The sequence below is a fragment of the Arthrobacter sp. SDR-2R genome (genome assembly GCF_057747955.1).
Genome location: NZ_CM173231.1, coordinates 2,553,368 through 2,567,799 on the forward strand (window position 1 = coordinate 2,553,368; position 14,432 = coordinate 2,567,799).

General features: G+C 66.0%; 13 protein-coding genes. 9 read left to right on the forward strand and 4 right to left on the reverse strand.

Annotated elements, in window-relative coordinates; genetic code table 11:
* Positions 1-97: 97 nt before the first annotated feature.
* The 6 genes from mihF to AC3ANU_RS11940 all read left to right on the forward strand — a co-directional run bounded on the left by mihF (position 98) and on the right by AC3ANU_RS11940 (position 6,125).
* Positions 98-415 carry an integration host factor, actinobacterial type gene (gene mihF, locus AC3ANU_RS11915; protein ID WP_026265771.1) on the forward strand — a complete coding sequence of 106 codons (318 nt, stop codon included), beginning with the start codon at positions 98-100 and terminating at the stop codon, positions 413-415.
* Positions 416-460: 45 nt separating this feature from the next.
* Positions 461-1,054, forward strand: coding sequence for a guanylate kinase (gene gmk, locus AC3ANU_RS11920; protein ID WP_018769302.1), 594 nt, complete (start codon positions 461-463; stop codon positions 1,052-1,054).
* Positions 1,055-1,069: 15 nt separating this feature from the next.
* Positions 1,070-1,330 (forward strand): DNA-directed RNA polymerase subunit omega, encoded by a 261-nt coding sequence (gene rpoZ / locus AC3ANU_RS11925; protein WP_003800778.1) that lies wholly within the window; start codon positions 1,070-1,072, stop codon positions 1,328-1,330.
* A gap of 38 nt (positions 1,331-1,368) precedes the next feature.
* Entirely contained in the window at positions 1,369-2,604 is a 1,236-nt protein-coding gene (coaBC, locus tag AC3ANU_RS11930; RefSeq protein ID WP_056390447.1) for a bifunctional phosphopantothenoylcysteine decarboxylase/phosphopantothenate--cysteine ligase CoaBC, read from the forward strand.
* Between the two features lie 110 nt (positions 2,605-2,714).
* Positions 2,715-3,950, forward strand: coding sequence for a methionine adenosyltransferase (gene metK / locus AC3ANU_RS11935; protein WP_018769300.1), 1,236 nt, complete (start codon positions 2,715-2,717; stop codon positions 3,948-3,950).
* A gap of 90 nt (positions 3,951-4,040) precedes the next feature.
* Positions 4,041-6,125 (forward strand): primosomal protein N', encoded by a 2,085-nt coding sequence (locus AC3ANU_RS11940; protein ID WP_018769298.1) that lies wholly within the window; start codon positions 4,041-4,043, stop codon positions 6,123-6,125.
* Between the two features lie 49 nt (positions 6,126-6,174).
* Here the strand turns inward: AC3ANU_RS11940 and AC3ANU_RS11945 are convergent, their stop codons facing one another.
* The 4 genes from AC3ANU_RS11945 to AC3ANU_RS11960 are packed head-to-tail and all read right to left on the reverse strand — an operon-like array spanning position 6,175 to position 10,040.
* Entirely contained in the window at positions 6,175-7,251 is a 1,077-nt protein-coding gene (locus AC3ANU_RS11945) for a glycosyltransferase family 4 protein (RefSeq protein WP_488314588.1), read from the reverse strand.
* Complete coding sequence (locus tag AC3ANU_RS11950; RefSeq protein ID WP_018769296.1) at positions 7,248-8,177, reverse strand: alpha/beta fold hydrolase; 930 nt, start codon at positions 8,175-8,177, stop codon at positions 7,248-7,250. The genes AC3ANU_RS11945 and AC3ANU_RS11950 overlap by 4 nt, the downstream gene beginning before the upstream one ends.
* An 8-nt stretch (positions 8,178-8,185) precedes the next feature.
* Positions 8,186-9,055, reverse strand: a complete 870-nt coding sequence (locus tag AC3ANU_RS11955; protein WP_488314589.1) for an aldo/keto reductase — start codon at positions 9,053-9,055, stop codon at positions 8,186-8,188.
* Between the two features lie 19 nt (positions 9,056-9,074).
* Complete coding sequence (locus tag AC3ANU_RS11960; protein ID WP_018769294.1) at positions 9,075-10,040, reverse strand: sugar-binding transcriptional regulator; 966 nt, start codon at positions 10,038-10,040, stop codon at positions 9,075-9,077.
* A 166-nt stretch (positions 10,041-10,206) separates the two neighbouring features.
* Between AC3ANU_RS11960 and AC3ANU_RS11965 the strand changes: the two genes are divergently transcribed.
* The 3 genes from AC3ANU_RS11965 (at position 10,207) to glpK (ending at position 14,391) form a co-directional block, all read left to right on the forward strand.
* Positions 10,207-11,991 (forward strand): glycerol-3-phosphate dehydrogenase/oxidase, encoded by a 1,785-nt coding sequence (locus tag AC3ANU_RS11965; RefSeq protein WP_488314590.1) that lies wholly within the window; start codon positions 10,207-10,209, stop codon positions 11,989-11,991.
* A 94-nt stretch (positions 11,992-12,085) separates the two neighbouring features.
* Positions 12,086-12,835, forward strand: coding sequence for an MIP/aquaporin family protein (locus AC3ANU_RS11970; RefSeq protein ID WP_026265770.1), 750 nt, complete (start codon positions 12,086-12,088; stop codon positions 12,833-12,835).
* Positions 12,836-12,876: 41 nt separating this feature from the next.
* The gene (gene glpK, locus AC3ANU_RS11975) at positions 12,877-14,391 is read left to right on the forward strand and encodes a glycerol kinase GlpK (protein ID WP_488314591.1); all 1,515 of its coding nucleotides are present in this window, start codon (positions 12,877-12,879) and stop codon (positions 14,389-14,391) included.
* Positions 14,392-14,432 lie beyond the last annotated feature (41 nt).

Genomic DNA, 14,432 nt, shown 5'->3' on the forward strand with positions numbered 1-14,432 from the left:
GGATGCATTGATTCGGGCTGCACCAAAGGGTAGTTTCAGGACAGGTCCAAGGGCGGCCGCCCTTGGATGAAATCCGCCGAATCCGGGGGTGTCCGTGATGGTCCTGCGACCTTTATCCGCATCTGAACGGGCCGACGCCCTGGGCAAGGCAGCGGCAGCCAGGGCCACCCGTGCGGCCGCCAAGGAAAGCCTTCGGAACGGCGACAGGTCCGCGGCGGACATTATCAGCTCCGCCCTGGAAGACGACGCACTGGCCAGGATGAAGGTCTCGGAACTGCTTGAGGCCCTTCCCGGCATCGGGAAGGTGCGGGCCGCCGCCATCATGCAGCAGCTGGGCATCGCGGCGTCCCGCAGGGTCCGGGGCCTGGGCGTCCACCAGCGCCGGGCGCTGGTAGATTTTATTGACGAGCATTGAGGCAGGCGGCGCCTGTCTTTCCCCCAACTGCGGCAAAAGGAATACGTGAGCAAGAAACCTGGACTGACAGTCCTCGCAGGTCCGACGGCTGTTGGCAAAGGCACCGTGTCCACCTACATCCGTGACAACTACCCCGAAGTGTGGCTTTCCGTTTCAGCCACCACCCGGGCGCCCCGGCCCGGGGAAGTTGACGGCGTCCACTACTTCTTCAAGACCAAGGATGAGTTCGAGCGGCTCATCGCCGAAGGTGAACTCCTGGAATGGGCCGTCGTCCATGGACAAAACACCTACGGCACCCTGAAGAGCACTGTGAACCAGGCCATCGCGGAGGGCCGCTCCGTGCTGCTGGAGATCGACCTGCAGGGTGCGCGCCAGGTCAAGGCAGCCGTCCCGGACGCCCAGTTCGTCTTCCTGGCCCCGCCCACCTGGGACGAGATGGTCCGCCGTCTGGTGGGCCGGGGCACCGAAACACCGGAAGAACAGCAGCGACGCCTGGAAACCGCTAAACTGGAACTTGCTGCTGAACCGGAGTTCGACCACACTGTCATCAACGACGACGTCCGCCGGGCAGCGGACGAGCTAGTTTCACTCATGGGGCTGACACCGCATCCACACCTGCCGGAACCGTCAGCCCGCTAGGAATTTGGAGAATTCGTGTCCACGAACCTTGAAGGCATCATCAACCCGCCGATCGACTCGCTGCTTGAGGCAGCCGACTCCAAGTACGGCCTGGTGATCTTCGGTGCCAAGCGTGCTCGTCAGATCAACGCCTACTACGCCCAGCTGCACGAGGGCCTCTTCGAGTATGTCGGACCCCTGGTCGACACCAAGCTGAACGAAAAGTCGCTGTCGATCGCACTGCGCGAAATCAACGAAGGCAAGCTGGTTTCCACGCCGATCGAAGCCGCAGAGTAATACTGCCGCTGAACTGACTTGCTGTTGACGGAGGTCACGTGCGCATAGTCCTCGGAGTCGGGGGAGGGATCGCCGCCTACAAGGTGGTATCGCTCCTCCGGCTTTTTACTGAAGCCGGCCATGACGTCACGGTGATTCCCACGGAGGCGTCCACCCGCTTCATCGGTACCGCCACCTGGGAGGCGCTGTCCGGAAACCCGGTCAGCAACAGTGTCTTTGATGACGTGCACCTGGTGAACCACGTCCGCCTTGGCCATGAGGCGGACCTCGTGGTGGTGGCACCTGCCACAGCGGACCTCCTGGCGAAGGCTGCCACCGGCCAGGCCGGGGACCTGCTCACCAACACCCTGCTGATGGCCCACGGCCCGGTGCTGTTCGCCCCCGCGATGCACACGGAAATGTGGCAGCATCCGGCCACCCGGGCCAACGTTGAGACGCTCCGCGGCCGGGGCGCAGCCGTCCTGGAACCCGCCTCCGGCAGGTTGACCGGGGCAGACTCAGGTCCCGGCAGGCTTCCGGAACCCCAGGTGATCTTCGACGCAGCCATGGCCCTGGTCCAGGGACGCAGTGATTACCAGTTGCCCCTTGCCGGCCGCACCGTCACCATCAGCGCCGGCGGCACCCGCGAACCGCTGGACCCCGTTCGCTTCCTTGGCAACCGGTCATCCGGCAAGCAGGGAGTGGCCCTTGCGGTCGCAGCGCGGAACGCCGGGGCTACCGTGCGCCTGCTGGCAGCCCACATGGACGTTCCGCCGCCCGCCGGCGTGGAGGTGGTCCGCGTGGAGACCGCCCTGCAACTTCGGGAAGCCGCACTGGAAGCCGCCGCCGTGTCCGACGTCGTCATCATGTCCGCGGCCGTGGCCGATTTCCGCCCGGCGGAAGTCTCGGACACCAAGATCAAGAAACGGGACGACACCGCCGATCCCGTCATCACCCTGGTCCGCAACCCGGACATCCTGCAGGAGCTCGTGGAGCAGCGCAACGCGGGTGCCGGCGAGGCCGGGCAGCTCATCGTCGGATTCGCCGCCGAAACCGGGGACAGCCAGGGCGACGTCCTGGCATATGCGGAAGCAAAGCTCCAGCGGAAAGGCTGCGACCTGCTGGTGGTGAACCACGTAGGAGCGGACAAGGTCTTTGGCCACGACTCCAACTCGGTGGTCATCCTGTCGCGCTCCGGCTCCGAACCACAGGAAGCTTCGGGAACCAAGACAGAGGTTTCGGAAGCCATCGTCCGCCGCATCAGCTTTGAACTGAACCGTGTTTCGTCCACTTGAACCTGTTTCGCCCCTCGCCTGAAGTGTTTCCGGCCACCTTTGCTTAGCACGGGGACATCTACCGACTTCTCCCTGACGGGAGTGCCACCACCAACCAGTAAGGTAGTTGAGTGACTTTACCGCTGCACCTTCCCCACACCCATGGGGCCACGCCCTCCGCGCTCCGGCTTTTCACGTCCGAATCGGTCACCGAAGGCCATCCGGACAAGATCTGCGACCAGATCAGTGACGCCATCCTGGACGCGCTGCTGGCCGCGGACCCCGAATCCCGCGTGGCTGTGGAAACGATGGCCACCACGGGCCTGGTGCACGTGGCAGGCGAAGTCACCACCGACGCGTACGTCGAAATCCCGCAGATCGTCCGGGAGACCATCCTGGGCATCGGCTACGACTCCTCAGCCAACGGCTTCGACGGCGCCCGCTGCGGCGTGTCCGTCTCCATCGGCCAGCAGTCCAACGACATCGCCGGCGGCGTGTTCAACTCCCTTGAGGCACGCGAAGGCCGCCAGGAGGACGACTATGACCTCCAGGGTGCCGGCGACCAGGGCCTGATGTTCGGCTACGCCAGCGATGAAACCCCTTCCTACATGCCCACGCCCATCTGGCTGGCCCACCGGCTGTCCGAGCGGCTCACCGAAGTCCGCAAGACCGGCCAGCTGCCGTATCTTCGCCCCGACGGCAAGACCCAGGTGACGGTCGGCTACGACAAAGACGTGCCCGTTTCCGTGGAAACCGTGGTGATTTCGAGCCAGCACGCGGAGGGGGCAAGCCTGGAGCAGTTGCGCGCCGACCTTGCCGCCGTCGTCATTGAACCCGTCCTCGCGGGCGCCAACCTGGACATCTCACGGACGGCAAATATCCTCAATCCTGCCGGCGAGTTCGTCATCGGCGGCCCGGTGGGCGACGCCGGCCTCACCGGCCGCAAGATCATTGTGGACACCTACGGCGGTATGGCCCGCCACGGCGGCGGCGCCTTCTCGGGGAAGGACCCGTCCAAGGTGGACCGCTCCGCCGCGTACGCCATGCGCTGGGTTGCCAAGAACGTGGTGGCCGCTGGACTGGCCAAGCGCGCGGAGATCCAGATCGCGTACGCCATCGGCCAGGCCCGGCCGGTGGGAACCTACGTGGAGACGTTCGGCACCGAGACGGTGGATCCGGCCCGGATCAGCGCAGCAATCGCGGAAATCTTCGACCTCCGTCCGCGCGCCATCATCGATGCCCTGGATCTGAAGCGCCCCATCTACGCCAAGACCGCCGCCCACGGGCACTTCGGCCGGGATGAGCCCGACTTCACCTGGGAGCGCCTGGACCGGGTGGACGACCTGAAGGCATTCTTCAACGCCTAGCCGGCTTCGGCCGGCTGCCGGACGTCCAATGTCAGTGCCCGGTGCTTGGCTGATCCTGTCCAACCCGTCAGCTGAACGGAGGTGACCGCCATGGTTGCTGGCAGTTCCGTCCAGCCGTCCCTGCTCCAGGGCTTCCCTGCACGTCCCGTGCAAGGCGGCGTCACCGTGGCGGAGCAGCTTCCGGTGGCGCGGGTGCTCATTGAGTCCTCGCTGCCTCACCTGGACCGCCCATTCGACTATGCCGTCCCGGCCGCGCTTGACCAGGCAGCCCAGCCTGGGGTCCGGGTCAAGGTCAAGTTCAACGGCCAGGACCTCAGTGGATTCGTCCTGGAACGCGTGGCACAGTCCGACGCCGGACACACCCTTGTACCCCTGGCAAAAGTTGTGTCCCCGGTCCAGGTCCTTACGCCGGCCGTCCGGGACCTCGCCACGGCGGTCGCTGCACGGTATGCGGGGACGGTCAGCGATGTCCTGCGCCTAGCCGTTCCACCCCGGGTTGCCAGGCTGGAAAAGGACTTTCCGGACTCGTTGGACATCCCCGACGCCGAAGCCGTGCAGGACGTCCAGGGCAGCCCCGGATCTTCAGCCTGGGGCACACTCCGCACAGGTGCCGCTTTCCTGCGGCACCTGGCCGCCGGTGGATCTCCGCGGGCCGCCGTCAATCCGCTGCAGGGCTACGGGACTGCCGGCTGGCCGGCCATGCTTGCCCAGGCCGCCGCTGCAGCGCATTCCTCCGGAAGGGGCGCCCTGCTGGTGGTGCCTGACTACCGGGACCTGGACCGCCTGGAGCAGGCACTCAAGGACCTGGTGCCGGACGCTGCCGTAGCCAGGCTGACCGCCGACGACGGGCCCACGCCCCGGTACCGGAACTTCCTGCGCCTGCTCGCGGGCAAGGCCACCATCGCCATCGGGACACGCTCGGCCGCCTTCGCCCCGGTGCAGGACCTGGGGCTCGTGGCGTGCTGGGACGACGGCGACGACCTCCATATCGAGCAGCGCGCACCGTACGCCCACGCACGGGAGGTCATGCTCCTTCGCGCCGAGCAGGAGGGCACGGCCTGCCTCCTTGCCGGGCACGCGCGCAGCACCGAGGTCCAGCGTCTGGTGGAAGCCGGCTGGGCCGTCCCGGTTCACACCGAGCGTGCCACCGTCCGCAGGACGGTTCCCCGCGTGGTCAGCACGGCAGACAGCTTCGAGCAGGGGCGGGACCCACTGGCCACCATCGCGCGCCTGCCGCACGCTGCCTGGCAGGCCGCCAAGGAAGGTCTTGAGCGTGGCCCTGTCCTGGTCCAGGTTGCCAGGGCAGGGTACGCGCCGTCACTGGTGTGTGAAACCTGCCGGGAGCCGGCCCGCTGCGGGAACTGCCAGGGGCCCCTTGCGCTGGCCGGCACCTCCGCGCTTCCCCAATGCCGCTGGTGTTCCACGCCGGCGCCGGACTGGAAGTGCTCTCACTGCGGCGCCCGGCGGCTGCGGAAAGGTTCCACCGGAGTCCTCCGTACAGCCGAGGAGCTTGGCCGGGCCTTTCCCGGCACAACGGTCATCACATCGTCCGGCGACCAAGTGAAAGCCACGGTGGGGGCGGGAAAGTCGCTGGTGGTGGCGACCGTGGGGGCCGAACCGGTGGCGGAGGCCGGGTATGCTGCCGCCCTGCTGCTGGACGGCGATTCCCTGCTGCGCCGGGAGACTCTCCGGGCGGGCGAAGACACGGTACGCCGCTGGTTCAACGCCGCTGCCCTCGTCCGTCCCGCCCCGGACGGCGGGCTGGTGGTGGTCACCGCCACGGACACAGCAGCCACCGGCGCGCTGCTGCGCTGGGACCCGGCCGGCTATGCCCAGCGGGAACTGTCCCTGCGCGTGGAACTGCAGCTTCCCCCAGCGGTGCGCATCGCCTCGGTCACCGGGCCGCGCGCCGCCGTCGAACACTACACAGGTGCCGTGGCAGCGGACCTCGCCGGCGCGGGGATAACTATCCGCACCGCCGGTCCGGCGCCGCTGGTGCTCACCGCACCGCCTTCCGGCCGGCGCTCGGCCGAGGACGTCCGGACCCTGCTGTTCTTCCCCTATGGCCAGGCCGCCGCCGTCGTCCGTGTCCTGCGGGTGACCCGCGCAGCCGTGGCCGCCAAACGGGCCACGGACCCTGTGCAGCTGCGCCTGGACGGTGTTGACGTCCTCTAGGCTGGGGACGTTCTGTGACGGCCAGGGCAATGGTGCCTTGGGGACGTCCTCAGCGGCGCCTTTTCGCCACGACCTCGTGTGCCGCTTCCACCAGTTGGCGGGCCGATTCATCCCAGCTGAACTCCCGCGCCCGGGCCAGGGAGCGGCGCGACATGTCCTGCCAGTGCGCGTCGTCCTGCAGCTGCGCAACCGCGTCCGCGAACTGCCCGGGTGACTCCGGGTCCACGTAGGTGGCGGCGTCCGCGCCGACTTCCCGGAAGATGGGAATGTCGCTGGCGATCACCGGGGTACCCACGGCCATGGCCTCGACCAGGGGAAGGCCGTATCCCTCGGCCCGGGACAGGCTCACCAGCGCCGTCGCCCGGCGCAGCAGGCCGTCATACTCTGCGTCCGTCACGCCGTTGTGGAACACCACGGAGGCGCCCGGCGGGATGAGGCTTTCCAGCTCCGCCCGCCGCTCCGGCGTGATCCGGCTCAGCAGGTGCAGCGTGTATTTGGGCAGTCCGGCCATGCCGGCCACCATGGTTTCCACGTTCTTGTAGGGCATGAACGAACCCATGTAAATGATGGTCTTGTCCGCGCCGTCGCCAGGCTGGCGGGGTTCCTGCGCCGGTTGGGGAGCGTTGGCGATGATGCGGACGGGCCGGCGCGTCAGCCGGTACTTGGCCATCAGCGCCTCCGTGGTCCTGCTGATGGTGGCCACGGTGTCTGCCCGGTCGAGGAGCAGCCGCTGCGGCCAGAACGCTTTGTGGTAGAGGCGCCAGAGCAGCCGGACGGGGGCCGGCAGGAAGCCCGGGGGAGCGGGGTGCTCATAGTAGATGAGGTCGTGCAGCGTGAGGATCAGCCCGTACTTCCGGCCCCAGGTACCCATGGTCTGCATGGGGCACACCACCACGTCAGCCCCGGTGGCATTGACCTTCCGGGCAACGAACAGCTCCAGCGGCGACAGCGGACTGCTGATGAGCGTGTACGGCACGTCCGGCAGGAGGGCCAGCTGCCGGACGTCGGAAACCAGCATGGAGACATCCGCGATTTTTGCCGTGGCAGCGATCAGGCTGGCTCCGTAGCGGCTGATGCCGTCGTGATGGTCGGTACGGGTGAAACGTGCATCAATGACGATCTTCACGCGGGGTGGTCCTTCAGGAAGCTGCGGATGTGTCGGGCGGCCGGCTCCGGCGTTTCGTAGTGGATCAGGTGTCCGACGCCGGGAATCACCTTCAGTTCCCCGTCCGGAAGCAGTGACAGGAGGCGGTGCTGGCTGGGAAGGGTGGCGATTTCATCCTTTTCGCCCGCGATGAGCAGCACGGGGAGTTCGAGTTGTCCGGCCACCTCCGCCACGTGGTTGCTGACGGAGGCCGTGAACGACTCCAGCAGGCTGTCCCGGTCCGCGAAGGAACTGAAGTAGGCGTGGTGCTGGCCGTGGATGAAAGCCCTCAGCTCCCGGTCGCGGGTCTTGGCCATGGCCTCGCTCATGACCCGCACAATCAGCCGGTTGCGCAGCAGGGCCAGGCCCGGCCCGCGGGGGAGCCGTGCCGCCAGCCGGTAATACAGGACTGCCAGCCGCGTCATCACGCCCTTGGGTCCTTCCAGCGCCGGAGCAGCGATGGGGTTGATGAGGATCAGGGGACGCACGGCCTCCGGGTTGTTGGCCACGAAGTACGCAGCAAGGATGGAGCCGAATGAATGTCCCAGCAGCACGGTTTCCGGCCCCAGTCCCTGGGACGCCATGAAGTCACTGATGAACTGCCCGTAGCGCTCCACCGAGTGCGGGTCCCGGGCAAAGGCATCGGAGCTGCCGAAGCCGGGCAGGTCCGGCATAATGATGCGCATCTCCGGCAGTTTGTCCGCGACGCGCAGGAGCCCGTGGTGGTCGCCGCGGAACCCATGGACCACCAGGATGGTGCGGGTCTCCGGCGTTTCCTGCAGGGGCGCATAGGTCCAGAAGGCCACCGTGCCGCCGTCGATGGTCACGGTGGAGGCTGAGGTGCGGGCGGAAAGCCCCGCGCTCAGGTACGCAGGCGCAGGGGAGGTCCCCGGATTTACGGTGTCCATGCGCGGGCCTACTTGACGTTGTCCGGGTGCGAGCCCGTCCGATGCCCGCGGTCCAGCGCGTTGATGGCCGCCAGGTCGCGTTCGGAGAGTTCCAAATTGAAGACGTTAAGGTTCTCCCGGATCCGCGCTTCGGAACTGGCCTTGGGAATGGCGATGTTCCCCAGCTGCATGTGCCAGCGAAGGATCACCTGCGCAGGCGTCCGGCCGTGCTCGGCGGCGCAGGCCTGGATCACCGGATCGGCCAGGACCTGGCCGCGGCCCAGCGGGCTCCACGCTTCTGTCCGGATGCCCAGGCCGGCGTGCTTGCTGCGCAGTTCCTCCTGCTGCAGCCACGGGTGCAGTTCGATCTGGTTGACGGCGGGAACCACCTCGGCACTTTGGAGCAGGCGGTCAAGGTGTGCCGGCTGGAAGTTGCTGACGCCAATGGCACGGACCCTGCCTTCGCGGTACAGCGTTTCCAGGGCCCGGTAGGTTTCCGGGAACAGGCCACGGCGTGGGCAGGGCCAATGGATGAGGTACATGTCCACGTAGTCCAGTCCCAGGTTGACCATGGAGTCGTCGAAAGCCCGCAGCGTGGCGTCGTAGCCGTGGTGGTCGTTCCACACTTTCGTGGTGATGAAGACGTCCTCCCGGCTCAGGGACGGCGACAGTTCCCCGGAGCCGCCGCTGCCTGTCCCGTCGCCCAACTGGGAACTGATGCCGCGGGCCACGCCGGTTTCGTTCCCGTACATGGCGGCGGTATCGAAGTGGCGGTAGCCGGCGGCGAGCGCGGTGGCCACGAGCCCTTCCGCCTCTGCTGGCGGCACCTTGTACAGCCCAAAGCCGAGCTGGTCTATCAGCACGCCGTTGTTCAGGCTGAGCCGGGGTGAGGTTCTCATGGCAACGACTCTACCCACTTCAGCTGGTCAGTCCCTCGTAATCGACTAGGCGGCGTGCGGTGGCTTCGTCCAGGATCAGGTCGGTGGCCAGCCTCGCTGCCAGGGCGCCGCGCAGGCCGTTGATCTTGGAAACCCCCGACACCACGCAGATCCTGCGGCGCACCTGCCGCAGCTGGGCAAGCGCCGGACCGGTGGACCTTTCGTTCAGGACGATCCCGTCGGAGGACCCGTCGGCGCGGAAGAAGACCGTGGCGACGTCACCCACCACGTCCGAGTTGGCAAGGGCGTTCAGGTCGTCCTCATCGAGGTACCCGCCCGCGTAGACGTGGCTGGGATAGTCGGCGTGCACGGAACCCACACCGAAGATGGCGATGCTCATCTTTGCCTGCAGCTCCAGCACGCGCTGCACGCTGCGTTCATTCCACATTGCCGTCTTGGTGGCGGCGTGGTCGAAGAAGGCCGGAACCGGGAACTGCTCCACCCGGGCTCCGTACGCGCTGCCGAACCTGCGCATGATGTCGCTGGCATAGGTAATGCCCGTGGTGTGCATGTTTCCGGCGCCGTTGAGCTGGACTATCACGCTGTCATGCGTGATTTTCCTGGTGAGGTGCCGGCTGACTGCACTGAGCGTTGATCCCCAGGCCACGCCGATAATGGCGTTGGAATCCACCAGGGGCCCGATGGTGCGCGCCGCCTGCATGGCCACGCGGTCGAGGGTTTCGGCTTCGTTGAGCGTGCCAAGGATGGGAACCACGTGGACATCAAGGTTGTACCGGCGGCGGATGATCCCTTCCAGTTCGGGTCCGGTGTCCAAAGGGTTGCGGATTTGGATCTGCACCAGGCCCGAATCCCGTGCGGACGACAAAAGGCGGGAAACCGTGGACCGTGACGTGCGCAGTTCACGCGCAATCGCGTCCATGGTGAGGTCCTGCAAGTAGTACATTTGTGCAGCTCGGAGGGCATCTGCGTCCCGTGAAAGTGCCATCTCACTTCCATTCTGCACGTTCGTGCATAGTCCTTGACTCCATTTTCCATTTCTCCGAACAATAGAGCAGAACGGCGGCGCTATCCAGTGCGTCCGCATCACACAAAGCCCCAAGGGAGTCGTTTTGGGACCCAAGGATTCAACTGTTCAACCCTCCTCTGTTTCAGTGCCCCGGCCGGGGGCCGGGCGCGCGTCCGTCCACAGCCTGCGGCAACGTCCGCACGCGAAGGTGCTGGTTGTTGGCGGTGGCATCAACGGAGTGGGCACCTTCCGTGATCTGGCACTCCAGGGCGTCGATGTCGCGCTCGTGGAACGCGGAGATTACTGCCAGGGCGCCAGCGGTGCGTCCTCGCACATGATCCATGGCGGAATCCGCTACCTCGAGAACGGCGAGTTCCGCCTGGTCCGGGAGTCCGTGGTGGAACGCAACCGCCTGCTCAGGATTGCGCCGCACTATGTCAAGCCGCTGCAGACAACCATCCCCATCTTCAGCACCTTCTCCGGCATCCTCTCGGCACCGCTGCGCTTCCTGACCCACAAGCAGCAGGGAAAGCCCAAGGAGCGTGGAGCGTTCCTCATCAAGGTGGGGCTTAGTCTCTACGATTCGTTCTCCAGGAACGGCGGGACGGTACCGCGGCACCAGTTCAGGACCCACAAGGCAGCCCTCGGGGAACTGCCCGCCCTGCGGCCCGACGTCAAATACACGGCCACCTACTTCGACGCGTCCGTCCACAACCCGGAGCGGCTGACCCTGGACGTCCTGCAGGACGGCGAAAAGGCCGGACGCGCCGGTAACGCGAGGGGCACCAGCGCACAGAGTGATACGGCCCGCGCCAGCAATTACCTGTCACTCCAATCCATGTCTGCAACCCCCAATCCGGGAACCGGCAGGGGAAGCACTGTCCGCCTTCGCGACGAACTGACCGGTGAGGAATTCGACTTCACGGCGGACATCATCGTCAACACCACCGGGGCCTGGGTGGACCACACCAACCAGGCAATGGGTGCGGCATCCTCGTTCATGGGAGGCACCAAGGGGTCCCACATCGTGCTGGACCACCCGGGCCTCCTCGCCGCCTGCCGCGGCCGGGAAATCTTCTTCGAGCACACCGACGGCCGGATCGTCCTCATCTACCCCATGGGCGACCGGGTTCTCGTGGGCACCACGGACGTTGACGCGGACATGTCGGAGGACGCCGTCTGCACCGACGAGGAGATCCAGTACTTCTTTGAACTGATCAACCACGTCTTCCCCTCGGTCGACGTCACACCAGAGGACATCGTGTACACGTTCTCGGGTGTCCGCCCCCTGCCCAGCCATGACGCCACCCAGCCCGGCTTCGTCTCACGTGATTACCGCATCGAACGCCGCGCGTCCGCACCTGAGGGGAGCGGCGCCGTCGTGCTGAGCCTGGTGGGCGGCAAATGGACCACCTTCCGTGCCCTTGCCGAGCACCTGACCAACGAGGTCCTCAGTGAACTCGGCGTGCAGCGCAAGGTGTCCACGGCGCAGCTCCCCATCGGCGGCGGCGCCGGTTTCCCTGCCGACGAAGCTGGCGTGCAGAAATGGATCAAGGCCCACATGGCCGGCGGCCGGGATGCAGACCGCACGGCCGGACTGCTGACCCGCTACGGGACCCGGGCCGAAGAGGTCATCGCCTACCTCGATGCCGAGCCCGACCACGCGCTGCGGTCCACCCGTGAACTGAGCGTCCGTGAACTGGAATTCATGGCGGCCAATGAGCAGGTGGGGCACCTGGTGGACGTCCTCATCCGGCGTACCTCCCTGGCCTTCCGCGGACTGGTTACCGGTGAACTCCTCAACGAAGTGGCGGAAGTCCTGTCCGCCCCGCTCCAGTGGGACGCGGCGGCGCGCGCCGCCGAGATCAAGCACGCACAGGACGTGCTGCAGCGTTTCCACCGCGTGGAAACGCACAGCCTGGTCGCCTAAGGCCAGGTTTCCTGGCCGGGGCGTTACAGCGTCCCGGCCACACGGTCCTTCACCAGCGGAGGACCGACAACTAAACAAAGAAATGGAGTCAAAGATGTCTCTAGGAATAGTCTTCCTCTCCGAAGTCTTTGGCACGGGCATGCTGACCCTGTTGGGTTGCGGCGTCGTTGCCAACGTGGCTTTGCGGGGGACAAAAGGCAACAGTGGCGGCTTCCTGATGGTCACTTGGGGATGGGGCATTGCCGTCTTCTGTGGTGTCTTCGTCGCCGCCAAGTCGGGCGCGCACCTGAACCCTGCCGTCACGCTCGGCCTGCTGCTCAATGGCAAGGCTGAATATGCGCCGGGAGTCACCGTAGACTTCGCTTCCACCCTCACCTACTTCGGTGGCGAGATGGTGGGTGCATTCCTTGGTGCCGTGGTCTGCTGGCTGGCCTACAAGCAGCACTTCGACGACGAACCCGAGCCTGCCAGCAAGCTTGGGACCTTTTCCACCGGCCCTGCCATCCGGTCCACCCCATGGAACCTGATCACCGAAATCATCGGCACTTTTGTGCTGGTCTTCGTCATCCTCACCCTCGGCGGTACCCCCTCAGGGCTCGGCCCGCTGGCAGTGGCGCTGCTCGTGGTCGGTATCGGTGTTTCCCTCGGCGGCCCCACCGGCTACGCCATCAACCCTGCCCGTGACCTGGGACCGCGCATCGCCCACGCTGTGCTTCCCATCAAGGGCAAGGGCTCCAGCGACTGGAGCTATTCGTGGATTCCTGTGGTCGGCCCGCTTGTAGGCGGCGCCCTGGGTGGACTCGTCGCCCGGATTGTCCCGATCATCATCACGGCCGCTTCCTGACCCGTACTCATCACAGCCATTAACAAGACAAGGACGTCATCATGAACCAGTACGTAATCGCCATTGACCAGGGCACCACCAGCACCCGCGCCATCATCTTCGACCACAGCGGCGCCATAGTCTCCTCCGGCCAGATGGAACATGAGCAGATCTTCCCGCAGGCAGGATGGGTGGAACACGACGCCGCGGAAATCTGGAACAACACCCGTGAGGTCATCGGCTCGGCCCTCTCCAAGGCGAACCTGACGCGGCACGACATTGCCGCCGTCGGCATCACCAACCAGCGTGAGACAGCCGTCGTGTGGGACAAGACCACAGGCAAGCCGGTGTACAACGCCATCGTGTGGCAGGACACCCGCACCCAGGACATCGTCGACGAACTGGGCAGGGACGGCGGCGCGGACCGTTTCAAACAAAAGGTGGGCCTGCCGCTGGCCACCTACTTCTCGGGCACCAAGATCAAATGGATCCTGGACAACGTTGACGGCGCCCGTGAAAAGGCAGAGGCCGGGGACCTGGTGTTCGGCAACACCGACGCCTGGGTCCTCTGGAACCTCACGGGCGGCGTGGACGGCGGTGTCCACGTCACCGATGTCACCAACGCCTCCCGGACCCTGTTCATGGACCTCGAAACCCTGCAGTGGGACGACGAAATCCTCGGGATCTTTGGCGTGCCGCGAAGCATGATGCCGGAGATCAAGTCCTCCTCCGAGGTCTACGGCACCGTCCACAGCTCCCAGCTGCTCCGCGAAACGCCGGTTTCGGGCATCCTGGGCGACCAGCAGGCCGCAACCTTCGGCCAGGCCGCCTTTGAAGCAGGAGAAGCGAAGAACACCTACGGCACCGGCTGCTTCCTGATCTTCAACACGGGCGAGGAAATCGTCCACTCGAAGAACGGGCTGCTGACCACCGTGGGCTACAAGCTGGGCGACGCCAAACCGCACTACGCCCTGGAAGGGTCCATCGCCGTCACCGGCTCGCTGATCCAGTGGCTGCGCGACAACCTGGGCATGATCAGCAGCGCCCCCGAGGTGGAAACCCTTGCCGCATCCGTCAAGGACAACGGCGGCGTCTACATCGTCCCCGCGTTCTCCGGCCTCTTCGCCCCGTACTGGCGCTCCGACGCGCGGGGGGCCATCGTGGGCCTGACCCGGTTCGTTAACAAGAACCACATCGCCCGGGCAGCCCTGGAGGCCACGGCATTCCAGACCCGCGAGGTGCTTGACGCCGTCAACGCGGACTCCGGCGTTCCGCTGACCGAACTGAAGGTCGACGGCGGCATGGTCGCCAACGACGCATTGATGCAGTTCCAGGCGGACATCCTCGGCGTCCCGGTGATCAGGCCCAAGGTCATCGAGACCACGGCGCTGGGGGCAGCCTACGCGGCTGGCCTGGCTGTTGGCTTCTGGAAGGACCTGGGCGAGTGCTCGGCCAACTGGTCCGAGGACAAGCGCTGGGAACCGCAGATGGACAAGGCCGAACAGGACCGCCAGATGCGGCTCTGGAAGAAGGCTGTCACCAAGTCCATGGACTGGGTCGACGAGGACGTGCGCTAGGCAGCACTCTCTGCGGTCCGGGCAGCAGTGAACAATCCGGA